The following is a 24,069-nucleotide window of genomic DNA, read 5'->3' as shown; positions in this document are numbered from 1 at the left end:
CGAGCGCTCGGATCGGCGGGGCTGGCGGAGCGGATGTATGGAAATCCGAATGCCGGGCGGCCTCGGTCGCAGGGGCGTGGCGCGGGCCTATCCGCGTCGGACAACAGGTGACGGAAATGGCACAGACTTGGACTCCGAATAGCTGGCGGCAAAAACCCATTCAGCAGGTTCCGGACTATCCGGACCTCGCAGCGCTCGAGACGGTGGAAGCACGTCTCGCGAAGTATCCGCCACTGGTCTTTGCCGGTGAGGCTCGGCGTCTGAAGAGCGCCCTTGCCAACGTCGCCGAAGGACGCGGCTTCCTGCTGCAGGGAGGTGATTGCGCCGAGAGCTTCGCCGAGCACGGCGCCGATACGATCCGCGACTTCTTCCGCGCCTTCCTGCAGATGGCCGTGGTCCTGACATTCGGTGCCCAGCAGCCGGTCGTCAAGGTCGGCCGTATTGCCGGCCAGTTCGCCAAACCGCGCTCCTCGTCGGTCGAGAAGCAAGGCGATGTGACGCTGCCGAGCTACCGCGGCGACATCATCAACGGCATCGAGTTCACGGAGGAGGCGCGCCTGCCCAATCCGGAACGGCAGATCATGGCCTATCGCCAGTCCGCGGCCACGCTCAATCTCCTGCGTGCCTTCGCGATGGGCGGTTACGCCAATCTCGAAAACGTCCATCAGTGGATGCTCGGCTTCGTGAAGGACAGCCCGCAGGCGGAGCGCTACCGCAAGCTCGCCGATAGGATTTCCGAGACAATGGATTTCATGAAGGCGATCGGCATCACTTCGGAAAACCACCCGAGCCTGCGCGAGACGGACTTCTTCACAAGCCACGAGGCGCTGCTGCTCGGCTATGAGCAGGCGCTGACGCGCGTCGATTCGACTTCGGGCGACTGGTACGCGACCTCCGGCCACATGATCTGGATCGGCGACCGCACGCGCCAGCCGGACCATGCGCATGTCGAATACTGCCGCGGCATCAAGAACCCCATCGGCCTGAAGTGCGGTCCGTCGATGACGGCAGACGGCCTTCTGGAACTGATCGACATTCTGAACCCGGCCAACGAGGCCGGCCGGCTCACGCTCATCTGCCGCTTCGGTCACGACAAGGTTGCCGAGCACCTGCCGCGTCTCATCCGCGCGGTCGAGCGCGAGGGCAAGAAGGTCGTGTGGTCCTGCGACCCGATGCACGGCAATACGATCACGCTCAACAACTATAAGACCCGTCCGTTCGAGCGCATCCTGTCGGAGGTCGAAAGCTTCTTCCAGATCCACCGCGCGGAAGGAACGCATCCGGGCGGCATCCATATCGAGATGACCGGCAACGACGTGACGGAATGCACGGGCGGTGCGCGCGCGCTTTCCGGCGACGATCTCGCCGATCGCTATCACACCCATTGCGATCCGCGTCTCAATGCGGATCAGGCGCTCGAGCTGGCCTTCCTGCTTGCCGAACGCATGAAGGGCGGCCGCGACGAGAAGAAGATGGTCGTTAACGGCTGAGTCTCGTTGGTTCAAAATTTCTGAAGTACCGACGCATTGTCTGAATTTGACACGAGCCGGGCCAAGCTTGATAGCTGGCCCGGCTTTTCATTGCTGAGGGAGAGAAAGATGACGGAAACTCATCGGGGCGGCTGCCTTTGCGGGGCGGTGCGGTTCAAGACGCAGGGGAAGCTGCGCGAGCTGATCTATTGCCACTGCTCGCAATGCCGGAAGCAAACGGGGCTCTATTACGCGGCCACCAATGTACTCGACAGCGATCTGGAACTTGAGGGCGCCGACAACGTCACCTGGTACCGCTCGAGCGGTGAGGCGCAGCGGGGGTTCTGCCGCCACTGCGGCTCGGCGCTGTTCTGGAAGGCGGATGGGCTCGATTACACGTCGATCCTTGCCGGCACTTTCGACACACCGACCGAGCTCACGCCCGGCTATCATATCTTTTGCGCCGATAAGGCCGATTACTACGATATCAGTGACGACCTTCCGCGCTTTGCCGGCTCGCCGTGACGCCGTTCAGGGCCGTGCGGCGGCGGCCCGGTCGAAGGCGCTGGCGAGCGCCTCGAACTTGACCGCCTGCCAGAAGGCGTATTCCTCAATCAGCCGAGCGCCCAACCAGAATCGACCACGCCTGCCGTCATCCAGCTTGCCGACAAAACCGCCCGATTCTGCATAGGTGAACAGGCGGCGGACATGCGTGTTCGATATCAGATAGTGTTCGGCAAGCTTCGCGAGATTGACCTCGATCGAGACGTTGCCTTCGTCCGGCGCCAGGCTCGGCGGGCGTGCCATGAGATCGTCGAGGATCACTCCGCCAGATTCCGACCAGACGAAGACGGCGACGCTTTCCGGCGGCTTCGTCCATTTCGGATCGGACAGGAGGCGCCGCACGGCAAGCGGATGGGCGCGCTCGAAAATCGTAATATCGGTTTCCACCCGTTGAACCCTCGACCCGCCGTCCAGCAGGTCGAGCGTGCTCATTTGGCTCTTGAACCAAAGCTGCATGGCATCCTGGCTGATCTCGGTCGGCTCGAGCGGACGCGCTCTCTTCGTGCGCCCGCCGGCTGCCGGGCGAAGCAGTTTATAGGCGACGAGTTCGGCCAGGAATGCGGCCGCGGTATTGCGGCTGGCGCAGCCGGTATCGCGCATGAATTTGAGCAGCCGCGCGGCCGTGATGCCTGAGTCCGGATTGTCGCGATCGCGTTCGAGATGCAGGGCATAGATTGCCTGGGTAAGCATCCATTTCTGATGGGAGGCCACCAAGCGAGCAATGCGCGGGAAGAGATCGTTCACGGAAATCAGAGTACGCGCGCCCGCCTGCAGGACCTGCAGGAACTCCGGATTATCCAGCAACGCATCCACTGTGAAACCGAGCGGAGCTTTCTGCTCGGCGCTTTCCTTGCTCGCAAGGCGCTGCATCTGTCGCGTGTGCCCCCAATCTCCATGCATCCATGCGCCACAATCGTCCCGTGCACCGATGCAATCCAGTTCTAAGATTCACGCGTTGTCCTGAATGCGCAAGGCCGCTGTCTTGTTTCACATAAAGTTTAACTCAGTTTCATTGGACAAGGACCGGTTGCTGGCATTTGACGCCGGTGACCCGGATGTCGGCCTCCCCGACACGCACGCCGACCAGGAGAAGCAGGTTATAGAGCAACTCGTCGATCGGCTTTGTTGCGGCGCCAAGGGTTTGCGCGAGGGCCTGCTGCAGCAATGTCGGGGTTCCGAGCGACAGGGCTCCGCCCACGTTGATTTTCGCGTCGAGATTGCCGAGCAAGGTCTGGGTGGCCGAGCCGAGGATGTCCTTGGTGGAGACGCTCTTAGTCGCGCGTGCAGCGACTTCGCGCGGGCTGAAGGCGAGGCGGGATGCCTGCAGGTTCTTCGACTCGACGTGAGCGATGGCGTCGATCTTGAGGACGGCCAAATCGACGAGGCGGGCAGGGGTCACCCGCGCGTCCGAGGAGAAACTGGAGAGAACCGTGGGGTTGACCTCTCCGAGGGCGATCTCGGCGACGCCCGGAACCGCATCCACGACGACGGCAGCATTCTCTGGCGTTCCGCCGTAGCAGCGGATATCCGACAGCTTCGCCTCCGCATGCGCGAGCTCCACATAGATCGGCAGGCGCAGGCGCGTGCCCGCAAGCGCTGCAAGACCGTTGACGTTGACTTCGACAGCGAGGCGCGTCTGTGCCGTGCGCACGGCCGTGCCGGGCGCGCCGAGGCGGTGACTCGGCGTCTCCACCGGCGGCTCGCCGATCGCGAGCCTGACGTTGACCGATGCGATTCCCGGCAGGCCGGCAACGGCATCGAGGGCGATCTGATGTTCGCCATTGGCTATCGCCGCGGCCGCCGACACGATCTGCAGCGCGCTCACTTTCATCGACCAGTCGGAACCGCCGTCGACCCTCAGGCTTTTCTTCGGGTCGATGTTGAGAATCTGCGCCAGGGTGAAAGTCCGTTTGTCGCCGGCCGTTGCCAGCTCAAGGCTCTTCAGTGCAGAGCTCACGGTGCCGGAAAGGCCCTGCACGAGCCGCAGCGATCCGACGAGCTGCGGCATCGTCAGCTCGGCCGTGAGCACGTCTTCGTAGGAGGCCGCCGTGAGATTGAGGCGAGTGCCGATGATTTTGAGGAAGGGCTGGATTTCGATATCGGCGTCGATCAGCGCCTCGTAATCCATGACCTTGAGCGAGACGCTCGTGCCGAGCATCTGGCCGAGGATGGCATTCAGCAGACCGCCGTTGAGGCTGGCGAGACGGGAGCCGACGGAAAAGGCGGCGACCTTGGAACTCGCCGCGGTGCCGATGACGCCCAGGTCCGGCGGGTCGCTGAACAGGGCTGCGAGAAAGATCTCGCCCTTCTTCTCCAGCATCACCTGGACCGCGTCGGCGGGGACCGCATCCTTGATGAAGCGTTGGCCAACATCGATTTCCGGGTCGGGAACATACCGTCCGCGCACGATCGTTGCCACACCCTCGCCGGCGGTTTCAACGTCGCTCGTCAAGACCTTACCGTCCACCGTCATCAGGCCGGAAGATGTCGACACGGCGAAGTTCAGGCCGTTGTTCCTGAAGTGGGCGAGCACCGCCTGTTCGGCGGAGATGACATTGGCAGCGGCCGCAATCGCTGCGAGGTCCGCCACCGACTGCAGCTCGCGCCTTTGCAGCGTGAGGTAGCCGTAGTCGATGCCGAGCCCCATCGACGTGATCAGGAGCGGCATGACGAGCGCCGCCGAAACGCCGATGTTGCCGCCGCGCGACGTCAGATAACGGCGGATGGCGTTCGTCCTTGTGAGCATGTCAGATTCCTCCCACCCGTATCGTCGCGTAGCGCTCGATCTGCTCGCCGGGCAGGGCAAAGGTGAAAAGATTCCAGATGGGCAGATCACTGGCGTCGTAAGTAACGGTGACGGTGAACTGGTTGGCGTTGTTCGCGTCGTCGCGAACGCTGACGCTCATGCGGGAGGATTGGATGAAGGTCTGGCTCATCGTGGTGCGACGGATGTAATCGGTCGCAAGGCGCTCGCGTTCTTCCTCGGAGAGGCCGGCAATCGCCGTGCGTGCGGCGTCTGCGGCGATCTGCTGTATGGAATGGGCGGCGCTGAGATAAATGCCATAGGCAATCAATGTGAGCACACACATGAAGAAAAGCGGTGCGATGACCGCGAATTCGATAGCCGCAGCACCATTGCGGCTTCCGAGGAGGCGCTTGAAAACGGACATGCCAACATCTCCGAGCAATCATTGCTACAGTGCAGTATCCTCTGCACTCATAGGGTGCGCCTTAAGTGTTAATTTTTTTATACTTTCTTAATCCAGTGCTTCGCTGTTGATTTTCCGTGTTTTTTAGATGTTGTTTATTCGTCTTTTAATTGATTTCGCGGTGAGTTTTGCCGCATTTGCCAGGACCTTGAGGCTGTTGACGGCGCCCGCACGCCGGAAACACTCAGAGCGCGCCGATGGGGGCGCGCTCTATTGTGTTGTGGTGACGCGAGGCGTTGTGCAGCCGGGCCGCATTGGGCAGTGGCAGGGACAGGATGTCCTCGCCAGGCTTAGGAGCCGGTCTGGTAGAGCTCGGCGTGGGATTTGAAGAAGCGCTCGGTGCTGTAGCGCTTGCCGAACATCATGTCGTGCTGCAGGAAACGATAGTCGCGCAGCGACGGCGGGATCTTCGGCTGCCGCAGCCAATCCGCGACGTCCTTACCGTTCTTGCGGATCAGCATATAGCGGTCAAGGACGCGGAAGTGGTCGTGAACCTTGCCGAGGAAACCGGTGTAGTACGGATGCTCATAGCCCGCCTGCTTCAGGATCTGATAGGACAGAAAGGCCGGGCTGATCGTGCCGATGTTCTTCCTCGGCCCGGTCTTGTTCGACCAGACGACAAGCGGCGTCTCGTGCTCGGCCTTCATCTGATGCTTCGGGCCTTTGCGCTCGGCCGTCACGTCCTTCATGTAGCCGGTGCTGGTATAGACGGTGTTCAGCGGCGGCAGGTGGTCGCCGAAGAGCACGATGATCGTCTCGCGGTCGCGTTTTTTGGCCCAGTCCATCAGCATCTTCAGGCTGTCGTCGGCTTCCTTGATGCCTTGCGCATAGGTAGCGAGCACCTGGCGGTCGGCTTCCGGGAGATTGCCCTCGACCTTGATCGTATTCTTCGCGTAGCGGTTGGGCTCGTAGGGGCCGTGACCCTGAAGGGTTACGGCAAAGAAGAAGAACGGATCCTCCATGTCATCCGCCTGGCGGATGATCTCCTTCGTAAACGCCTCGTCCGAGGTGAAGATGCCGCGTTTCTGCATGGGCGGCATGTTCTCTTCCGACCTGAACATGTCGAAGCCGAAGGACTTGTACACGGCCGTGCGGTTCCAGAACCAGCCCTGAAAGGGATGGATGGCGCGCGAGACATACCCTTCGCCGCGGAAGAAGGTGGCGAGGGACGGGATCGGATTGCGGATATATTGCTGGTAGGGAATGCTGCCGTAGGGCAGAAACGCATTCGAGAAACCAGTCAGCGCCTCGAATTCGACATTGGCCGTCATGCCGCCGAACTCCGGCGAGAAGACATTGCCGCCCTGCAGTTCGCGGACCGTCGGCATCGGATCGGGCGTCAGCTTCACGTTGGGAAGTCGAGTCGGATCCCAGAAGGACTCGCTCATGAGTACGATCACGTCCGGCTTGCCGCGGTGCGTCGTTCCGGCCGGCAGGGGCTTGACCGGAATGCGGTCGATCGCATCCGCCATGTAGCCGGGCGGGGCGCTGACATTGGCCATCGGAAGATTGATTGCGAAGGCAAGCGCAAAGCCGTTGTGTCGGTAGTTCTCGGTCTGATCCCACATGATGGGTACGACCCTCAGCCGGTCGCGGATCCACGAGAACTGGTTGTAGTCCATGATATTCCAGAAAGCGACGAGCAGCGGCAGCGCGAAGGCCACCCGCGCGAAACGCTCGCGCCGCGCCAGCTTGGGAAAGTTCCGCCAGGCATAGCGCAGAAGCAGGACGCCGACGACGATCGCAGCGATCACGCCCGCGACGACGCCGACCGCGGTCCACGGCCTGTCCTTCACGAGAACAGGCATGAGTTCCATGATCTGCCGGCCGAAAAGGAAATCCGTCGGGTAAAGGGGGTCGGACAGGAAGACCTGCTTCTGCTGGCAGATAAACGCCGGGAGAACGGCAAGGGGCGCGACGACGAGCGCAGCCTTGTGCTCACGGCCGAACAGCGCATCGAGCGCCAGCATCGTAAGAAAGAAGGCCGCAACCGTTGTCCAGGCCGGGCGCATCGGATCGAGGAAATAAGCAACCGTTTCGGAAACGGACTGACGTACGATGAATTCGACGGCGAAGACGAGCGCTGCGGCCATGAAAAGCGTGAGCAACGCACTGCGCGTTCCTGCCAATGTCTTCGTATGTCTTAAGGAAAAGCCTGGTCTATCGACGTAGACTTGAGAACCTCTCGCGGTGGCGGGATCGATAGGGGCCAACGACTTCTCCAATTTCATAAATATTTCGTCTAACTGTCATACGACTGTCATCTTGAACAGGGGATGAATGGCCGAACGAGCTCGACCATCTGCCGGTTCCGTGCGGCGTGAAAGATTTTTCTCCGCCGGCGTAAGATGCGGAAAAGGCAGAATTTTCAGGAATTTTGGGTTTTGTTCGCGATTGGGTGTGGGTTTTTTGCCGCGGGATGCGGTAAGAACATCGCGATTGCCCTATGCATCGTGATGAAAGACCGACAGGCCAGCCCCATGACTGCACAGAACGCCGTTCCTTCAACGCTACGGATCGCCGTGGCACAGCTCAATCCAACGGTCGGCGACATCGCCGGCAATCTGGCGAAGGCGCGTGAAGCGCGCACTGAAGCGGCACGCCAGGGCGCCGACCTGTTGCTTTTGACCGAACTCTTCGTTTCCGGTTACCCGCCCGAAGATCTCGTCCTGAAACCGGCATTCCTGAAGGCCTGCCAGCAGGCGGTGGAGAAGCTTGCGGCGGAGACGGCGGACGGCGGGCCGGGAGTCGTCATCGGCTTTCCCCGTCAGGCCGCCGGCCTCAGGCACAACTCCGTGGCGGTGCTGGACGGAGGCAAGGTCATTGCCGTGCGCGACAAGGTCGACCTTCCCAACTACGGCGAGTTCGACGAAAAGCGCGTTTTCGACGCCGGTGAAATGCCGGGGCCCGTCAACTTCCGCGGGGTGCGTATCGGCATCCCGATTTGCGAGGACATCTGGGGCGATCTCGGCATTTGCGAGACGCTCCAGGAGAGCGGCGCCGAAATCCTGCTTTCACCGAACGGTTCGCCCTATTATCGCGGAAAGGTCGACGTACGCCATCAGGTGGTCCTGAAACAGGTGATCGAGACCGGTCTGCCGATGATCTACGCCAACCAGCTCGGCGGCCAGGACGAACTGGTCTTCGACGGGGCGAGCTTCGCCTTCAACGCCGACAAGTCGCTGGCCGTCCAGATGAGTCAGTTCGAAGAGGCGATCGCCGTCACCGAATGGAGAAGGGGCGAGGACGGCTGGAGCTCGAGCAATGGCCTCAATTCGCGTATTCCGGAAGGCGAGGAGGCGGATTACCGCGCGTGCATGCTGGGTTTCCGGGATTACGTCAACAAGAACGGCTTCAAGAATGTCATTCTAGGCCTGTCGGGGGGCATCGACTCGGCGATTTGCACTGCCCTCGCGGTGGATGCATTGGGCGAAGAACGGGTTCGCACGGTCATGCTGCCCTATCGCTATACGTCGCAGGAGTCGCTGAAAGATGCCGAGGCCTGCGCCAGGGCGCTCGGCTGCCGCTACGATATCGTCGCGATAGAGGAGCCCGTCGAAGGCTTCCTCAGCGCGCTTTCCGACGCGTTCGAGGGAACCGAATCCGGTATCACCGAGGAAAACCTGCAGAGCCGCACGCGTGGAACGATCCTGATGGCGATCTCCAACAAGTTCGGCTCGATGGTGGTGACAACGGGTAACAAGTCGGAGATGTCGGTCGGCTATGCGACGCTCTACGGCGACATGAATGGCGGCTTCAACCCTATCAAGGACCTTTACAAGATGCAGGTCTACGCGCTGGCGCGGTGGCGCAACACCGCGGTGCCCCCCGGTGCGCTTGGGCCATCCGGCGAGGTCATTCCGCAGAACATCATCGACAAGGCGCCGTCTGCCGAACTGCGCCCCAATCAGACGGACCAGGATTCGCTGCCACCCTATCCGGTGCTCGACGACATTCTCGAGTGCCTGGTGGAGAGGGAGATGAGCACAGAGGAAATCGTCGCCCGTGGGCATGATGAGGCAACGGTCCATCGGATCGAGCATCTGCTCTACATAGCCGAATACAAGCGCCGGCAGTCGGCGCCCGGTGTGAAGATCACCAAGAAGAATTTCGGTCGCGACCGACGCTATCCGATCACCAACCGCTTCCGCGACAGGGGGTAGATGATGCGCAGTTCGGTGGAGATCTTCGACGTCGCGGGCGGCGAGACCCGTATCGTCTGGCAGACGGATCGGCTCGTCGAGGCACCGAACTGGTCACCGGATGGCAATTTTCTCGTCATCAATGGCAATGGCAGGCTCTATCGGCTTGCTTTCGACGGCTCCGAGCCCACTGAGATCGACACGGGCTTTGCCCGCCAATGCAACAATGATCACGGCATCTCGCCGGACGGAAGCACGCTCGTGATCAGCGACAAGACGGAATTCGGCCAGTCGGCGATCTATCTCTTGCCGGCGGAGGGCGGGACACCGCGGCTCGTCACCCGCAATCTGCCCTCCTATTGGCACGGCTGGTCGCCCGACGGCCGCGCGCTCGCCTATTGCGGTATCCGCGACCAGGTCTTCGACATCTACACGATTTCGGTCGACGGCGGCGACGAACGGCGCCTGACCCACGGCGAAGGCCGCAATGACGGGCCGGACTGGTCGCCGGACGGAGAGTGGATCTATTTCAATTCAAGCCGCACCGGGCGCATGCAGATCTGGCGGGTCAGACCCGACGGCAGCGATGTCAAGCGTATCACGAACAGCCCCTATGGTGACTGGTTTCCGCACCCGTCACCGGATGGCAAGCATCTGCTCGTGCTCTCCTATGACGGCGATGTCTTCGATCATCCACGAGACCTCGATGTACGGCTGCGCCTGATGGACCCGGAGGGCGGCAATGCGCATGTTCTGTTCGAGCTCTTCGGCGGGCAGGGAACGATGAACGTCCCGAACTGGTCTCCCTCTGGCGACGCCTTTGCTTTCGTGCGGTATCAACCGGAGCGGTAGTGCCGGTGGCCAGATCGATCGGATCGCGGTGTGCTCGTCGGGTACCCGGAGCAGTTCGATATGGCTTCGGCGACTTCCGCGAGGGCGGCGGGCCCGACCCGCGTTCTGCTTCGACCAGTCGGTAATGGTCGCCCATGAGCGCCTCGCCGCACCCGACAGCGCCGCATTAAGCCGACGGTGCATCCGTTAGTCTTGCCTTTCTCTGGGGCCTGTGGCCATATGCCCGCGCTAGGTGCCCGCTACACGCGGGAGAATCGGGAAGCCGGTGCAATTCCGGGACGTGCCCAACGCTGTGATGGGGACGGTCGTGCCAGAAAGCTCTGAATTTTCAGCGCTTTTTCCACTGAATCTTGAAGCGATTTGGGAAGGCGGTGCGAGCGGATGATCCAAAGTCAGAAGACCGGCCTGGCGAGATGGACCGCCCCGCGCGGACGGCGGGGAGGTTGTGCATTGTTGGGGGTCGAACGATGCTCATTGACAAAAGCGGCTGCCTGGCGGTTGCCGGAGCTTTTTCGCCGGACGAGCGCGCTGCCGTCTACCGTGCCATCGAAACGCGCCGCGACGTGCGCGACGAATTCCGTCCCGAACCACTGCCTGAAGAGCTGATCGCCCGTCTGCTTGGCGCAGCACATCGGGCACCCTCGGTCGGTTTCATGCAGCCATGGAATTTCGTGCTCGTGCGTCGGACCGAGACACGCGAAAGGGTGTGGCAGGCCTTCCAGCGCGCCAATGAAGAGGCGGTCCGAATGTTTTCAGGCGAGGCGCAGGAGAAATACCGCTCGCTGAAGCTCGAAGGCATTCGCAAGGCGCCGCTCAGCATCTGCGTGACCTGCGATCGCACGCGCGGCGGTACGGTCGTTCTCGGCCGCACCCATAATCCGCAGATGGACGTCTATTCGACGGTGTGCGCGGTGCAGAACCTTTGGCTTGCCGCACGGGCGGAAGGCGTGGGCGTCGGTTGGGTGAGCATCTTCCACGAAAGCGAGGTCAAGGAGATCCTGGGGATACCGGAGCATATCGAGATCGTTGCCTGGCTTTGCCTCGGCTTCGTCGACAGGCTCTATCTGCAGCCGGAGCTCGCCGTAAAGGGCTGGCGTCAGCGCTTGCCGCTCGAGGATCTCGTCTTCGAGGAAGGGTGGGGTCTTCCCCAAGGCCGCGTGTCGCAAGGCTGTCTTCCCGACTGAGATAAGCCAGCCGATTCGAAGCTTTGCTTTCGTTTCCTACATCTGATTTCGATGGCTGTATCAATTGTCCTGCAGCGGCTGATAGCGCGGTCCGAGCGGGTGCTTGAGGTCGATCGCGCTTTCCTGCTGCGGAAGAAAAGTCGGACCGACCACGCGCACCTTGCTCTTCGCCGGATCATAGGGACGCTCCTCAACCGGTTTGGCTGAGGACTTCTTTGCCGTGCCGATGGTTACGACCGAAGGGCTGACGACGGTAAGATTGTTTGAGGACGAGCCTTTTGGGTTGTCGGAACCGGGAGCGACGCTCGGAATCTGACAGCCACAAATGCCGGGGGCGCCGACATCACGGGCGCGATAGGCGAAGGCGGCCGGAAGTTCGGTGTAGGGGCGACCGGTCGATGCGGAGATCATCTTGTCTGCCTCCTCCGTCGCAAGCACGTGATAATAGAGTTCCGTCTCGGCTCCGGGACACCGCGTGCGGCAAAGCTCGGCATCGCGGCCGAAATCGGCCGGCGTGGCATTTGACGAGATTGGAAAGAAGGCGCCGTCGCAGGTGCGTACGCACATGGTCCGGAGGCTGCCCTTCGCGCCGTCCTCGACGAGCGGATATTCGGCCGTTCCTGGGCCGTCGAGCAGCAGCGGATAATCTTCACTGTCCGGCGGCAGGTCTCTGAGGATGTTGCGATGGATCTCAGTCTCCTCGCCAGTCGCACTGGCGAGTTGGCCCTCATCCGGCGGCCTCGAACAGTCGTTGATTTCCATTGCCGCAAGGATACGCCGGCGCATGTCGTCGCTGCCGTCGCCGATCAAATGCCGTCGCTGCGCCTTCAGCCTTCGAAGGTTATCCTCCATCTCGGCGATCGTGTCGTCCAGCGCTGCACAGGCGTCGCTATCGCCGCCCACGATGATGACACTGCCATTGCTGCAGTCCATGCGCCGGCGCTCATTTTTCGCACGGCGCAGCTCGATGTTCTGGCGGGAGACCGCGCCGGTGAAATCGCGCAGGCTGGCGTTCGTTCTGAAATTTGCAGGAAGCTCCGCGAGGCGGGCGTTGAGGCGGCCGCAAACGTCCGATGCAAGTGAGATTTCGGCCGTCATCAGCAGCGACGCAAGCGCGGCCGCTATGCATGCGATCTTCCGGGATGCCACCTTCCGGGACACTGACACGCGTCTTCTTCCTAGGCTGCGGCGGCTCGTTCCATCGACTGCCGCTTGTCCAGCCTATCATAGGCCCTCGTCGTGATGGTGCAACGACAAGAGCGGCGTTGCGTTAACGGCAATCGCGAAGGAGCATCCGCGCGGCTTAGGCACGTCGCGCAGAGTGCAGCGGCTTTGCAGCAGCGAGATGCAAAAACACCTAAAAGCGCGTCGCATTGAATGCGACGCGCGTTGCGACCCGGCTAGCGATGTCAGGCGGCTCGCGCCGTTTCGAGCGACATCGGGCGTTCGAGGACGGTGCCCTCGATCGCGGCGACTGCCTTCATTGTTTCGAGGAGATTCCTGCTCACTTCCCAAGCAATTGCGACCGCGTAAACGGAGCCGATCCGCTGCGGTTCGCCGATACGCTCCCCCGGGCAACCCATGCGGCGAAACATCCGCTCGAGGAAGACATCGGTGACCGTGACGATATGGCTGATGCCTGAGGCAAGGCTCAGCTCGCCGACGCCGCACATGAGTTCGGCAGCGGCCACCGTCACCTGGTTCGACGATCGATCCTGGGAGATGTCCGGATCGATGCAGAAGCGGCTCGATTCCCACACCGATGCGCTGCGGATTTCGGGATTGTCACCAAGCAAGATTGGGAACGTGTCGTCCAGCATGTTCGGTCCGAGTGTCGGCAGGAGCCTCAGGGACCCGCGCAGCTTTCCGCTCTCCGGCGAATACGACATGACGTAGAGCGGATTTGCCTTGTCGTAGTGGTCGATTTCCCAGTCGCCCTGGGTCTTGACGTCCCACTTCAAGAAGTCGTGGAATACGCGCTTGCGCAGCCGAAACATCTCGTCGATGACTTGCGGGTGCTGTCCGCGAGCGTTTCCATTCACGATCCTGATCATCTTTCGCTCCATGCGTTAATTTGCGCGATAGAGTGATGCTGTCAGGCTCGGCTGACACATGTAACTGTCGATAGTGACAGTTTAATTCAGTAATTTTTCCCGATAGATTTGTGGGGCTGTGGGTGGTTTACCGCAGCCGGTCGGCAGCGAAAACCCGTCAGATCGTTGGGATCAGGGCGTGGCGAACGGCCTGCGCCACCGCTTGCGTGTTGGAGACGACATTGAGCTTGCGACGGGCATTGGTCATGAAGAAACGCACGGTGCGCTCGGAGATGCCGAGAATCGTCGCGATCTCCCAATAGCTCTTGCCGGCCGCCGACCAGGTCAGTACCTCGGTCTCGCGGCCGGTCAGGCGCAGGTCGCGCTCGTCGAGCGCGCCCGCCATTGCCGAATGTTCCAGCATGGAGGCGTGAAAGAGGTTGGCGGCCAACTGAAAGTCACGCAGATGGCAACGGCGGTAGGTCGCCCACTCGGCGGGAGACATGTTGGCACTGATCGCGAGCAGCGCGAGGCGGCCGGCAGGCGAGGGAAGCGGCAGCGCCACGCCCTCGGTGGAAAGGCCGATTTCTTCGGCCGCCTCGAAGAGTGGCTCGCATTCAGGAAAACGGCGCCGCGCGGTTGCCCATTCCACGGGCCTGACACCCCCGAGAGCGAGCTTGAGGATCGGATCGATCCGATAGAGTCCTCTCGACAGGTAGATTTCGGCAGCATAGGCGCCGAATGTATGGTGCAGGCGGCAGACCTTGAGGCCGTCGGACAGGGGCTCCGCCTCCAGGTAAAGGAGGTGCGCGATATTGAAGGTGCGACGCATCAGGGCGAAAAAGCGCTCCGGTTCTGCGCACCCCCCGTATTCCACGATATCCAGCAGATCGAGGACAGCCTGTTGATTAGTCATGCCGTAACACCGAGTCTTGCCCCTATAATAAACATGGGTTAGGGCGGCGGCCTTTGTCTAGTGCTATATTTCGTAAACGGTGAAGCCGTGCAGGCGCTACAATCTTGGATTGAATTCCTGGCCGTAGGAAACCGGCTTTCACTGCCATTGAAGCAGGGAAGCGAGCAAAGATGCTCGCTTCGGCCTTTGAACTTAGCTTTGATCGGGCAGATCGGGCCGCCCCTTAAACGGGATGGCTCGCCTCGACGACAGCCAGCGCGGCCATGTTGACGACGCCGCGCGAGGTGACGGACGGCGACAGGATATGGGCCGGCAGTGCCGAACCCAGCAGGATTGGGCCGACGTGAAGACTGTCGGTCATGGTCTTGACGACGCCGAGCGTGATATTGGCCGCATCGAGGTTGGGGAAGACGAGCAGGTTCGCTTCGCCGTTCAAGGTGCTGTCCGGCATCACGCGTTGCCGCAGGGTTTCCGAGATCGCGGCGTCGCCATGCATCTCGCCGTCGACCTCAAGATCGGGAGCGAGCTCGCGGACGAGATGGAGCGCCGCGCGCATCTTGAAGGCGCTTTCTGAATCGCGCGAGCCGAAATTCGAGTGCGAGACGAGCGCGGCCCGCGGCGTGATGCCGAAGCGACGGATCTCATTGGCGGCCATCACCGTCGTCTGGGCGATCTCCTCGGCCCTCGGATTGTAGCTCACGTAGGTGTCGGTGAAGAAGGTCGCGCCGCGTTGTGAGATCAGGAGGCTGAGCGCCGAAAAGTCGAGCACGCCGGGCCGTTTGCCGATGATCTGCGACACGTCGCGCAGATGCTTGCTGTAGCGTCCTTCGACGCCGCAGATCAGTGCATCCGCTTCGCCGCGCTTGACCGCGAGCGCGCCGATCACCGTCGTATTGGTACGCACGATGGTACGGGCTGCCTCCGGAATGACGCCTTGGCGGCCGACAAGCGCAAAATAATCGTCGACATAGTCGCGGTAACGCGGGTCGCCCTCAGGATTGACCACTTCGAAATCGACATCGGGGCGGATTCTGAGGCCATAGCGGCGAAGGCGTGTTTCGATGATCTGCGGGCGGCCGATCAGGATGGGGTTCGCGGTCCCTTCCTCCAGCAGCACCTGGGCTGCGCGCAGCACCCGCTCGTCTTCTCCTTCCGCGAAGATGACGCGATTCTTCGCAGCGTTCTTGGCCGCGGCGAAGACCGGCTTCATGATGAAGCCCGAGCGGAAAACGAAGCGATTGAGCTTGTCGAGGTAGGCGTCGAAATCCTGGATCGGGCGCTTGGCGACGCCGCTCTCCGCGGCGGCCCTTGCGACGGCGGGGGCGATGCGCAGGATCAGCCGCTGGTCGAACGGCGAGGGGATGAGGTAGTCCGGACCGAAGACCGGCGTTTCGCCGGAATAGGCGCGCGCGGCGACATCCGACGGCTCCTCGCGCGCGAGCCCGGCGATAGCGCGCACCGCCGCCATCTTCATCTCTTCATTGATCGTACGCGCGCCGCAATCGAGCGCACCGCGGAAGATGTGCGGGAAGCAGAGAACGTTGTTGACTTGGTTCGGGAAGTCCGAGCGGCCGGTGCAGATCATCGCGTCGGGCCGCGCGGCGCGGGCCACCTCCGGCATGATCTCCGGCGTCGGGTTGGCGAGCGCCATGATCAGAGGCTTCTCGGCCATCTGAGCGAGCAGTTCGGGCTTGAGGACGCCGGCGGCCGAGAGCCCGAGGAAAACGTCGGCGCCGCCGATCGAGTCGGCGAGGACGCGGTTGTTGCTCTCCTGGGCGTAGACCGCCTTCCACTCGTCCATCAGCACCTCGCGGCCTTTGTAGACGAGGCCTTCGATGTCGTGGACCCAGATGTTTTCGCGCTTCGCACCGAGGGTCACCAAGAGGTTGAGGCAGGCAAGGGCCGCCGCTCCGGCGCCGGAGGCGACGATCTTCGCCTCGGCGATATCCTTGCCGGCGAGTTCCAGCCCGTTCAGCACGGCGGCGGCGACGATGATCGCGGTTCCGTGCTGGTCGTCATGGAAGACCGGTATTTCCATTTTCTCGCGGAGGCGCCGCTCCACCTCGAAACATTCGGGCGCCTTGATGTCCTCGAGGTTGATGCCGCCGAAGGTCGGCTCCAATGCCGAGACGACATCGACCATTCGATCGACCGTGGGTGCGTCGATCTCGATGTCGAAGACGTCGATGCCCGCGAACTTCTTGAAGAGAACGGCTTTGCCCTCCATCACGGGCTTGGAGGCGAGCGGGCCGATATTGCCAAGACCGAGAACGGCGGTGCCGTTCGATACCACGGCGACGAGATTGGAGCGCGCGGTGAAGTCGGCAGCGGACTCAGGATCATCCTTGATGGCGAGGCAGGGCGCGGCGACGCCGGGAGAATAGGCCAGTGCCAGGTCACGCTGGTTGCCGAGCGGCTTGGTCGGCTGGATCTCGAGCTTGCCCGGGCGGGGATAGCGATGGAAGAAAAGTGCCTGCTGATCGATGTCTCCGCTCGCCGGAACGGTTTGGGATTTTGCTTTGTCGCCCGTGTTCATGCCTTGCAGTCCTCGAGTTCAAGATCGAGGCCTTTTGGCACGAAATCCCGACCGCGTACAGTTTTTGCCGTGGTTCTTTTGCACGGGCGCGGCCTCCGCCTGCACGCGCCGTGTCATCATCCTGAAACACGAGTCTGGTTTTCACGGTTCTCAGACGGCACAAACAAAGGTGAGGCTGGCATGCTGACGGCATCGGCATCCAAACAAGAACCGGTTCGGAAACTCAGGACGCTCTTCATTTCCGATGTCCATCTGGGCTCGAAGGCGGCCAAGACGGATTATCTCCTCGATTTCCTGCGCCATCATGAGGCAGAGACCATCATCCTGGTCGGCGACATCGTCGACGGCTGGCGGCTGAAGCGCAGTTGGTATTGGCCGCAACGGTGCAATGATGTCGTGCAGAAGCTCTTGCGCAAGGGGCGAAAGGGCGCCCGCATCATTTACGTTCCGGGCAATCACGATGAATTCCTACGGGATTTCCCCGGCGTGCACTTCGGTGGCATCGAGGTGGCGCAGCGCTACCTGCACCGGGGCGCGGACGGGCGGACCTATCTCGTGCTGCATGGGGACGAGTTCGATGTCGTCGTGCGCAACGCACGCGTTCTCGCCTATCTCGGCGATTGGGCCTATGACATGGCGATCGCCATCAATATCGGCCTTGCTGCCATACGCCGGCGTCTCGGCATGCCTTACTGGTCGTTCTCCTCCTGGGCCAAGCTGCAGGTCAAGCATGCGGTGAACTTCATCGGCGAATTCCAGAAGGTCGTAGCCGAGGAGGCTCGTCGCCATGACGCGCAGGGCGTCATCTGCGGCCACATTCATCATGCCGTTATCGAGGACATCGATGACATCCGCTACATCAACACGGGCGACTGGGTCGAAAGCTGCACGGCGATCGCCGAGCACTACGACGGCACCATGGAGCTTATCACTTGGCACCAGATGCGCGGCGATGCGCTCGACCGGATGGGCGAGGGCGAAAAGATACCGGCGCGGCGCCTTGCACAGCGGGCTGCCGCCTGATCGGTCCATGTTGCGGCGCCGCCATTATCCGCAGCAAGTCGGTGCTGTGTAGCGAAAACTAGCCAATAGCAAGCGGCCACGCGGTCGTGCTAGGTGTCGGACACAGCCATCAGGTCTCCCCATGATTCCCTCGCCTGCGCCCACATTTACCGTGGGGCCTCCGCCGCGCCATTTCACGCTCCGCATCGCGCTGCTCTTCTGCGCGCCGTTGATCGTCAACGGCTTTGCCATGCCGTATTTTCCGGTGTGGCTCAGCACGCTTTCCTTGAGCGACTTCGAAATCGGCGTGGTGCTGGCGCTTCCGATGTTTGTTCGGGTGTTCACGGCGCCGCTGGCGGGAGTCCTCGCCGACCGTCTCGGCGAACGCACGATCGTCCTGATCTGGTCGGGCTGTCTGTCCTTCGCCACGGCCATTGTGCTCTTCTTTGCGCCGAGCTTCTGGCCGATCCTCCTCATCTACACGCTGCAATCGGCAGTCTATTCACCCTATCTGCCGATCGTCGAGGCGATCGCGCTTTCCGGCGTGCGGCGCTGGGGCTTCGACTATGCGCAGATGCGCGTCTGGGGATCGATCGCCTTCATCGGCGCCACCATGATCGGCGGCTGGCTCATCGGCCTCATCGGCGGGGCGATGGTCCTGCCGGCGATGGCGGCAGCATTCGGGCTTACGATCCTGATGGCCTTCGCGGCGCCTCGGGTTGGTCGCCCACGCCGTCCGTCGCCGATCACGGCGCTGACGGAACCGCCGCCGCAGTCGCTGCGTCAAACAGATCTGCAACTGCTCCTGGTAGGCGTCACGCTCGTCAACAGCAGCCACGCGATGCTTTTTGCCTTCTCAGCCATCTATTGGCAGCAGATCGGCTATAGCGGCATGCAAATCGGCGCCCTGTGGAGTGCCGGCGTGGCGGCGGAAGTGCTGATGTTCTTCTTCGCCAGGGCAATCGTGCGACGCTTCAGCGTCTGGACGATGATCTTCTCCGGCTGTCTTCTGGCGGTCGTGCGCTGGCTGATCTTCCCGATGGACCTGGGATTCTCGGGCTATTTCGTTCTCCAGTGCTTCCATGCGTTCACCTACGCGATCATGCATACGGGCATGCAGCACAAGCTGGTCGAGCGCGTCGCCGAAGAGCAGGAGGCCTCGGCCCAGGGGCTCTATTTCTTCTACACCGGCATCTTTACCGCGATCTTCACCTTTCTCTCGGGGTATTTCTACGCCTGGTTCGGCGTGAACGGCTTCTATTCCATGTCAGTCGTGGCCCTGTCGGGCTCATGCTTTGCATTTGCCGGCTGGTATCTTCGCCCTCAGAGCCTCGCCGCCGCCGAAAAGACCTCGTAGCGGGGCGCAGATCCGATCTTCGGGATGCGGTTGAGCACCTGTTGAGTGTTTCCATCCTGCCCCGCAAGGATGGCGCAGCGACTTTTACGTGCGTCGTAGCGCCATGTGTCTTTTCTGTCGCAATAAAGCCACTCTACGACTTTGAATTTCTGCATGATTTTGTCCTTTGATCGAATCTGGTTTAAGAGAATATGCAAGCAATGAATCGGAAGATCGAGATCACGTGACGAGCGCCCAAAACCAGATCGCAGCCGACGTCGTCCTCGACGAGGGCGCCGGTGGACCCGGCCGGCGCTACGTGTTCAGCGGCGCGTGGCGGCACGAGACGGCGGAAGCTATGGCCGCGAAGCTGAAGCGGCTCGGCAAGCCCGCCGGCGGGCAGAACGAGTTCGATTTTTCCGGCATCACGGCCATGGATACGGCCGGCGCATGGATCATCCGGCGCTTCATGAACGGTATCGGCAGCGAGGCGGGCGGCGAGGTCCGCTTCAGCGGCGGTGGCCAGCGATATGTCGAATTGGTCCGCGCTCTGCCGTCGCAACTCCCGTTGCCGGAGCGCGATGCAACCAGAGTGCCGCTTTTCCAGCGGCTCTTTGCTCCGGTAGGCGAGTTGGTGGTGTCGATATGGACCGATACGGTCGCGGCCATGTTTATCCTCGGCTCGGCGGTCCGCGGCGCACAGATGAAGCTAGGGCGCCATGCGGGCGTCTCGCCGGCGGCAATCGTTCATCAGATCGACCGCATGGGCGTCATGGCGACGCCGATCATCACGCTGATGTCCTTCCTGATCGGTGCCATCATCGCGCAGCAGGGCGCCTTCCAGCTCCGCTCCTTCGGCGCGGAAATCTTCGTCGTCGATCTCGTCGGTATCCTGCAATTGCGGGAAATCGGCGTACTGCTCACGGCGATCATGATTGCCGGCCGGTCGGGGAGTGCGATCACCGCCGAAATCGGCTCGATGAAAATGCGCGAAGAGGTCGACGCGCTGAAGGTCATGGGCTTGAGCCCCGTCGGCGTTCTCGTCTTCCCGCGCCTTGTGGCGCTGACGATCGTATTGCCGCTCCTGACGGTCATCGCGAACTTCGCCGCCCTCGTCGGTGCCGCACTTGTCGCCTGGGCGTATTCCGGCATCACGGTTTCGACGTTCCTGGCGCGATTGCAGGAGGCGATCGATTTCTCGTCGGTGGCGGCCGGCATGATCAAGGCCCCCTTCATGGCGCTGATCATAGGCGTCGTCGCCGCAGTCGAGGGGCTGAAAGTCGGCGGCAGTGCCGAGTCGCTCGGACGCCGGGTGACCTCATCGGTCGTGAAATCGATCTTCGTCGTCATCCTGATCGACGGTTTGTTTGCCATGTTCTACGCGGCAATCGACTTCTGAAAGCGAGCGAAACATGGTTCAGGCGGTGATGGAGAAACAACCGGATGCGGCGGCCGAGAGACGCGAGACGGTTCTTTCCGTTCGCGACCTGACGGTCGGTTTCGGCGACAATATCGTCCTCGACAAGCTCAATCTCGAGGTCCTGCGCGGCGAGATTCTCGGCTTCGTGGGCGCGTCGGGCACCGGCAAGTCGGTGCTGATGCGCACGGTGTTGCGGCTTCTGCCGAAGCGCTCGGGAAAGATCGAGATTCTTGGTGCGGATTACGACAAGGTAACCGAAGCCGAGCGCATCGCCCTCGATATGCGCCTCGGCGTGCTGTTCCAGCACGGCGCGCTCTTTTCAGCCCTGACGGTGCGTGAGAATATTCAGGTGCCGATGCGCGAATATCTCGACCTGCCGCAAGATCTAATGGATGAACTGGCGCGCCTGAAGATCGAGCTGGTCGGGCTGGCGCCGGAGGCAGCGGAGAAATATCCGTCCGAGCTTTCCGGAGGTATGATCAAGCGCGCGGCGCTTGCGCGTGCCCTCGCGCTCGATCCTGACCTCGTGTTTCTCGACGAGCCGACCTCGGGCCTCGATCCGATCGGCGCGGCGGAGTTCGACGAGTTGATCGCCAAGTTGCGGGACACGCTTGGATTGACCGTGTATATGGTGACACACGATCTGGACAGCCTGTTCTCGGTCTGTGACCGGATCGCCGTCCTCGGTCAGAAGCGCGTTCTGGTCGAGGGGACCATCGAGGACATGCTCGCCTGCGACGAGCCGTGGGTAAAATCCTATTTCCGCGGCAAGCGCGCGCGGGCGATCGTGCACGAGAGCGCCTGACGCAGCGGGGATGAACGCAAAGATTGCCGGCAGAGGCGGGCGGCAAAGCAGAGTGAAAGGGCGGCAGGGGCCGCAAAGGTAGTCGGAGCCGATGGAAACTAAAGCAAACTATGCCATTGTCGGCTTTTTCACGGTGTTCGTCATCGCCGCCGCCTTCGGTTTTGTCTACTGGATGGCGCAGTACGGCCGCAGCGGCCAGATGGTCGAACTCATCGTCAACATTCCGGGGTCTGCCAACGGTTTGTCGGTCGGTTCGCCGGTGCGCTTCAACGGCATCAATGTCGGTAGCGTCCGCAATCTCGCAATCGATGCCAACGATCCGCGTTACTCCATAGCGATCACGGAGGTTTCGGCCGACGCACCCGTACTGAAGTCCACCAGGGCGACGTTGGAAGTACAGGGCCTGACCGGTGCTGCCTATATCGAGCTCAGCGGCGGGCGCAAGGGTGACGAGAACATTCTCAAGACGGCGTTGGAAAAAGGGACGCAGGCGCATATTCTCGCCGATCAGTCGAGCGTCACCAGCCTGCTTGCGACCGCCGACCAGATTCTCGACCGTGCGAACACGGCGATCACCGACATCCAGGGCTTCGTGACTGATGTCCGCGCCCCGCTGACGTCTACGATCGGCAATGCGCAGCGCTTTTCTAAGGCGCTCGCCGACAATTCCGGGGCGATTGATGAATTCCTGAAAAGCGTCGAGGAGCTTTCAGGATCGATCAACGCCGCGTCGAAGAAGCTCGACACGACGCTTGCGAGCGCCGATACGCTCATCAAGTCGGTCGATCCGAAGAAAGTCGAGACGATCGTCGGCAATGTCGAGCAGTTGAGCAAGGACCTGAAGGCGGCGTCGGGCGGCGTCTCGGAAACGGTAACGGCATTCAGGCGAACGGTCGAAACCTACGACCAGTTCGGCAAGAATGCGCAGGAGACGCTGAAGCGCGTCGACTCGCTGGTCGCCTCCGTCGACAGGCAGAAGGTCGAGCTCGTCGTCAACGACATCTCCGCCGCAAGCGCGGATGCCCGCAAAACCGTGGCGCAGATATCCAACTTCGCCGAGAAGATCTCGGCGCGGCAGGAAGACATCGACCAGACGATCACCGATTTCACGCAGATGTCGAACAAGCTGAATGCGGCCTCGAACCGCGTCGACGGCATTCTGGTGAAAATCGACGGGTTCCTCGGCGATGCGAATGCTCCGTCGCTTTCGGCAGAAGCGCGCGCAACGTTGGAGTCCTTCCGGAAGATGGCCGACAATCTCAATGCCCAGCTCGGCCCCATTGCGGAGAACCTGAGGCGCTTTTCGAATTCGGGGCTGCGGGACGTGGAGACGCTCGTCAGCGACACGCGGCGCACAGTGCAAAGCCTCCAGAATACGATTTCCAATTTCGACAGAAATCCGCAGCGTCTCCTATTCGGCGGCGAGACTGTTAAGCAATATGATGGACGCACGCGTCGGTGATTCGCTGATCGTCGATCGCGGGTTGGTTGCGTGGGGGGCGGGGAGCCGGGCGGCGCCGCGTTGATTGGGGATATTTTGCGTATGGGTTTTCCGGGTCTGGTAGCTTTTCGTGGTGCGGGGGCGGCCCGGTCTGCGGTAATTCTTACATTGGCGATGATGCTGGCGGGCTGCGGCACGCGCCAGGCAGTCAATGATACGTTCAGCCTGGCGACGGTGCCCGTCGTGGAGCGTCCAGCGGCGACGAAGCGCCAGATTCTCGTGCCGGAACCGACGGCACTGAAGACGCTTGCGAGCGACCAGATCGTCGTTCGCCTGTCGAAATCGGAACTGCAGTATCTCGCCAGAGCCCAATGGGGCGACAGCCTGCCGCGTATGGTGCAGGATAGACTCGTCCAGACCTTTGACAACACGGGCAGGGTCGCAGGCGTGGGCAGGCCGGGCCAGGGGCTCGCCATTGATTATCAGCTCATCACAGAGATCCGTGCTTTCGAAATCTCCACCGATGGGGCGCCTACGGCCATCGTCGAGATTTTCGCGAAGATCCTGAATGACCGTAACGGAACGGTTCTGACGCAAAAGGCGTTCCGCGCGGTCGCTCCGGTGCGGGAGGCCGGAAATCCCGCCTTCGTCACCGCCCTCGATGCGGCATTCGCGCAAGTGGCGGCGGATATCGTCGGCTGGACGCTGGCGTCGATCTGACGTGGACGAAGCTCTGGCACTTCGGCGGTCGAAAACTCTTTGGCCCTCATCTGCCGGCCGGCAGGCGACAGGCAGGGCCGAGGCAGGTTCGAGAGCTTGTGAAGCGGCGCTCAGCCTGTGCCGGCTTTTGAAATCCCGATGCGGTTGATTACCTCGGCAACGCCTTCGACGGCCTTTGCCGCCTCCTCGGCGCGGACAATTTCCTCTTCGGTCGCGACCGTGCCGCCCAACAGGACGGTATCGCCGGTGCAGGTGACCGTGACGTCGATGGCATCGAGGCCCGGGGACACCGCAAGCCAGTGCGCGACGCGACGCTCGAGTTCGGCCGGATGCTCCGCAGATACTCTCTCCGGCTCCTCGCCGAAGAATGTCCGTTTCTTGAAAATCATGCGGCGTTCCTTCTCTTTGCGGAAGGTAACGCCGGCCGCGGGGAATTTGTT

Annotated in this window: 21 protein-coding genes and 1 riboswitch; of the genes, 11 read left to right on the top strand and 10 right to left on the bottom strand. The window is 61.8% G+C overall.

Annotation, left to right across the window (positions count from 1 at the left end):
- Positions 1-116: 116 nt before the first annotated feature.
- Positions 117-1,490: a class II 3-deoxy-7-phosphoheptulonate synthase gene (locus tag AYK65_RS08720; protein ID WP_046120877.1), complete on the top strand. Its 1,374-nt coding sequence runs from the start codon at positions 117-119 to the stop codon at positions 1,488-1,490.
- 108 nt (positions 1,491-1,598) lie between these two features.
- Complete coding sequence (locus AYK65_RS08715; protein ID WP_046120878.1) at positions 1,599-1,994, top strand: GFA family protein; 396 nt, start codon at positions 1,599-1,601, stop codon at positions 1,992-1,994.
- Between the two features lie 6 nt (positions 1,995-2,000).
- On the opposite strand, the gene AYK65_RS08710 is transcribed toward AYK65_RS08715, so the two are convergent.
- From AYK65_RS08710 to AYK65_RS08695, 4 genes are all read right to left on the bottom strand, one after another.
- The gene (locus tag AYK65_RS08710) at positions 2,001-2,903 is read right to left on the bottom strand and encodes a helix-turn-helix domain-containing protein (protein ID WP_081158182.1); all 903 of its coding nucleotides are present in this window, start codon (positions 2,901-2,903) and stop codon (positions 2,001-2,003) included.
- 139 nt (positions 2,904-3,042) lie between these two features.
- A complete protein-coding gene (locus AYK65_RS08705; RefSeq protein ID WP_081158181.1) occupies positions 3,043-4,779 on the bottom strand; it encodes a pilus assembly protein TadG-related protein in 1,737 nt (578 codons plus the stop codon).
- A gap of 1 nt (position 4,780) precedes the next feature.
- A complete protein-coding gene (locus AYK65_RS08700; RefSeq protein WP_026613933.1) occupies positions 4,781-5,203 on the bottom strand; it encodes a TadE/TadG family type IV pilus assembly protein in 423 nt (140 codons plus the stop codon).
- A 329-nt stretch (positions 5,204-5,532) separates the two neighbouring features.
- The gene (locus tag AYK65_RS08695) at positions 5,533-7,455 is read right to left on the bottom strand and encodes an LTA synthase family protein (protein WP_046121030.1); all 1,923 of its coding nucleotides are present in this window, start codon (positions 7,453-7,455) and stop codon (positions 5,533-5,535) included.
- Positions 7,456-7,722: 267 nt separating this feature from the next.
- Here AYK65_RS08695 and AYK65_RS08690 point away from each other — a divergent pair, with 267 nt between their 5' ends.
- The 3 genes from AYK65_RS08690 to bluB all read left to right on the top strand — a co-directional run bounded on the left by AYK65_RS08690 (position 7,723) and on the right by bluB (position 11,420).
- Positions 7,723-9,405, top strand: coding sequence for an NAD+ synthase (locus tag AYK65_RS08690; RefSeq protein WP_046120881.1), 1,683 nt, complete (start codon positions 7,723-7,725; stop codon positions 9,403-9,405).
- 3 nt (positions 9,406-9,408) lie between these two features.
- Positions 9,409-10,236, top strand: a complete 828-nt coding sequence (locus AYK65_RS08685) for a TolB family protein (protein ID WP_081158207.1) — start codon at positions 9,409-9,411, stop codon at positions 10,234-10,236.
- 213 nt (positions 10,237-10,449) lie between these two features.
- Positions 10,450-10,659, top strand: a riboswitch (cobalamin riboswitch).
- Between the two features lie 44 nt (positions 10,660-10,703).
- Complete coding sequence (gene bluB / locus AYK65_RS08680) at positions 10,704-11,420, top strand: 5,6-dimethylbenzimidazole synthase (RefSeq protein ID WP_046120882.1); 717 nt, start codon at positions 10,704-10,706, stop codon at positions 11,418-11,420.
- A 60-nt stretch (positions 11,421-11,480) separates the two neighbouring features.
- On the opposite strand, the gene AYK65_RS08675 is transcribed toward bluB, so the two are convergent.
- From AYK65_RS08675 to AYK65_RS08660, 4 genes are all read right to left on the bottom strand, one after another.
- Positions 11,481-12,587, bottom strand: a complete 1,107-nt coding sequence (locus AYK65_RS08675; RefSeq protein WP_081158180.1) for a DUF2865 domain-containing protein — start codon at positions 12,585-12,587, stop codon at positions 11,481-11,483.
- Between the two features lie 242 nt (positions 12,588-12,829).
- Entirely contained in the window at positions 12,830-13,474 is a 645-nt protein-coding gene (locus tag AYK65_RS08670; RefSeq protein WP_026613939.1) for an acyl-homoserine-lactone synthase, read from the bottom strand.
- 157 nt (positions 13,475-13,631) lie between these two features.
- Entirely contained in the window at positions 13,632-14,369 is a 738-nt protein-coding gene (locus AYK65_RS08665; RefSeq protein WP_026613940.1) for an autoinducer binding domain-containing protein, read from the bottom strand.
- A 223-nt stretch (positions 14,370-14,592) separates the two neighbouring features.
- Positions 14,593-16,905, bottom strand: a complete 2,313-nt coding sequence (locus AYK65_RS08660; protein WP_046120883.1) for an NADP-dependent malic enzyme — start codon at positions 16,903-16,905, stop codon at positions 14,593-14,595.
- Positions 16,906-17,085: 180 nt separating this feature from the next.
- Between AYK65_RS08660 and AYK65_RS08655 the strand changes: the two genes are divergently transcribed.
- Together AYK65_RS08655 and AYK65_RS08650 are read left to right on the top strand one after the other, a co-directional pair.
- Positions 17,086-17,928, top strand: a complete 843-nt coding sequence (locus AYK65_RS08655) for a UDP-2,3-diacylglucosamine diphosphatase (protein ID WP_046120884.1) — start codon at positions 17,086-17,088, stop codon at positions 17,926-17,928.
- A 121-nt stretch (positions 17,929-18,049) separates the two neighbouring features.
- Positions 18,050-19,264, top strand: a complete 1,215-nt coding sequence (locus tag AYK65_RS08650; protein WP_026613943.1) for an MFS transporter — start codon at positions 18,050-18,052, stop codon at positions 19,262-19,264.
- On the opposite strand, the gene AYK65_RS31575 is transcribed toward AYK65_RS08650, so the two are convergent.
- A complete protein-coding gene (locus AYK65_RS31575; protein ID WP_139793151.1) occupies positions 19,231-19,419 on the bottom strand; it encodes a hypothetical protein in 189 nt (62 codons plus the stop codon). The genes AYK65_RS08650 and AYK65_RS31575 overlap by 34 nt on opposite strands.
- A gap of 68 nt (positions 19,420-19,487) precedes the next feature.
- Here AYK65_RS31575 and AYK65_RS08645 point away from each other — a divergent pair, with 68 nt between their 5' ends.
- The 4 genes from AYK65_RS08645 (at position 19,488) to AYK65_RS08630 (ending at position 23,629) form a co-directional block, all read left to right on the top strand.
- Entirely contained in the window at positions 19,488-20,642 is a 1,155-nt protein-coding gene (locus AYK65_RS08645) for an ABC transporter permease (RefSeq protein ID WP_026613944.1), read from the top strand.
- Between the two features lie 13 nt (positions 20,643-20,655).
- Positions 20,656-21,468 carry an ABC transporter ATP-binding protein gene (locus AYK65_RS08640; RefSeq protein WP_046120885.1) on the top strand — a complete coding sequence of 271 codons (813 nt, stop codon included), beginning with the start codon at positions 20,656-20,658 and terminating at the stop codon, positions 21,466-21,468.
- A gap of 91 nt (positions 21,469-21,559) precedes the next feature.
- Positions 21,560-22,930, top strand: a complete 1,371-nt coding sequence (locus AYK65_RS08635) for an MlaD family protein (RefSeq protein WP_046120886.1) — start codon at positions 21,560-21,562, stop codon at positions 22,928-22,930.
- A gap of 81 nt (positions 22,931-23,011) precedes the next feature.
- Positions 23,012-23,629, top strand: a complete 618-nt coding sequence (locus tag AYK65_RS08630) for an ABC-type transport auxiliary lipoprotein family protein (RefSeq protein WP_046120887.1) — start codon at positions 23,012-23,014, stop codon at positions 23,627-23,629.
- A gap of 110 nt (positions 23,630-23,739) precedes the next feature.
- On the opposite strand, the gene AYK65_RS08625 is transcribed toward AYK65_RS08630, so the two are convergent.
- Entirely contained in the window at positions 23,740-24,018 is a 279-nt protein-coding gene (locus tag AYK65_RS08625) for a BON domain-containing protein (RefSeq protein ID WP_026613948.1), read from the bottom strand.
- Between the last annotated feature and the right edge of the window lie 51 nt (positions 24,019-24,069).

This window comes from Ensifer aridi (assembly GCF_002078505.1).
Lineage (GTDB): Bacteria > Pseudomonadota > Alphaproteobacteria > Rhizobiales > Rhizobiaceae > Sinorhizobium > Sinorhizobium aridi.
Note: the sequence above shows the minus strand (reverse complement) of the source record. Positions and strands in the feature narration are given on the sequence as shown.

What these genes read in the sequence shown, in the direction of transcription:
- AYK65_RS08720 (WP_046120877.1), top strand. Translation starts at nt 117, where the DNA reads ATGGCACAGACTTGGACTCCGAATAGCTGGCGGCAAAAACCCATTCAG.
- AYK65_RS08715 (WP_046120878.1), top strand. Translation starts at nt 1,599, where the DNA reads ATGACGGAAACTCATCGGGGCGGCTGCCTTTGCGGGGCGGTGCGGTTC.
- AYK65_RS08710 (WP_081158182.1), bottom strand. Translation starts at nt 2,903, where the DNA reads ATGCAGCGCCTTGCGAGCAAGGAAAGCGCCGAGCAGAAAGCTCCGCTC.
- AYK65_RS08705 (WP_081158181.1), bottom strand. Translation starts at nt 4,779, where the DNA reads ATGCTCACAAGGACGAACGCCATCCGCCGTTATCTGACGTCGCGCGGC.
- AYK65_RS08700 (WP_026613933.1), bottom strand. Translation starts at nt 5,203, where the DNA reads ATGTCCGTTTTCAAGCGCCTCCTCGGAAGCCGCAATGGTGCTGCGGCT.
- AYK65_RS08690 (WP_046120881.1), top strand. Translation starts at nt 7,723, where the DNA reads ATGACTGCACAGAACGCCGTTCCTTCAACGCTACGGATCGCCGTGGCA.
- AYK65_RS08685 (WP_081158207.1), top strand. Translation starts at nt 9,409, where the DNA reads ATGCGCAGTTCGGTGGAGATCTTCGACGTCGCGGGCGGCGAGACCCGT.
- bluB (WP_046120882.1), top strand. Translation starts at nt 10,704, where the DNA reads ATGCTCATTGACAAAAGCGGCTGCCTGGCGGTTGCCGGAGCTTTTTCG.
- AYK65_RS08670 (WP_026613939.1), bottom strand. Translation starts at nt 13,474, where the DNA reads ATGATCAGGATCGTGAATGGAAACGCTCGCGGACAGCACCCGCAAGTC.
- AYK65_RS08665 (WP_026613940.1), bottom strand. Translation starts at nt 14,369, where the DNA reads ATGACTAATCAACAGGCTGTCCTCGATCTGCTGGATATCGTGGAATAC.
- AYK65_RS08660 (WP_046120883.1), bottom strand. Translation starts at nt 16,905, where the DNA reads ATGAACACGGGCGACAAAGCAAAATCCCAAACCGTTCCGGCGAGCGGA.
- AYK65_RS08655 (WP_046120884.1), top strand. Translation starts at nt 17,086, where the DNA reads ATGCTGACGGCATCGGCATCCAAACAAGAACCGGTTCGGAAACTCAGG.
- AYK65_RS08650 (WP_026613943.1), top strand. Translation starts at nt 18,050, where the DNA reads ATGATTCCCTCGCCTGCGCCCACATTTACCGTGGGGCCTCCGCCGCGC.
- AYK65_RS31575 (WP_139793151.1), bottom strand. Translation starts at nt 19,419, where the DNA reads ATGCAGAAATTCAAAGTCGTAGAGTGGCTTTATTGCGACAGAAAAGAC.
- AYK65_RS08640 (WP_046120885.1), top strand. Translation starts at nt 20,656, where the DNA reads ATGGTTCAGGCGGTGATGGAGAAACAACCGGATGCGGCGGCCGAGAGA.
- AYK65_RS08635 (WP_046120886.1), top strand. Translation starts at nt 21,560, where the DNA reads ATGGAAACTAAAGCAAACTATGCCATTGTCGGCTTTTTCACGGTGTTC.
- AYK65_RS08630 (WP_046120887.1), top strand. Translation starts at nt 23,012, where the DNA reads ATGGGTTTTCCGGGTCTGGTAGCTTTTCGTGGTGCGGGGGCGGCCCGG.
- AYK65_RS08625 (WP_026613948.1), bottom strand. Translation starts at nt 24,018, where the DNA reads ATGATTTTCAAGAAACGGACATTCTTCGGCGAGGAGCCGGAGAGAGTA.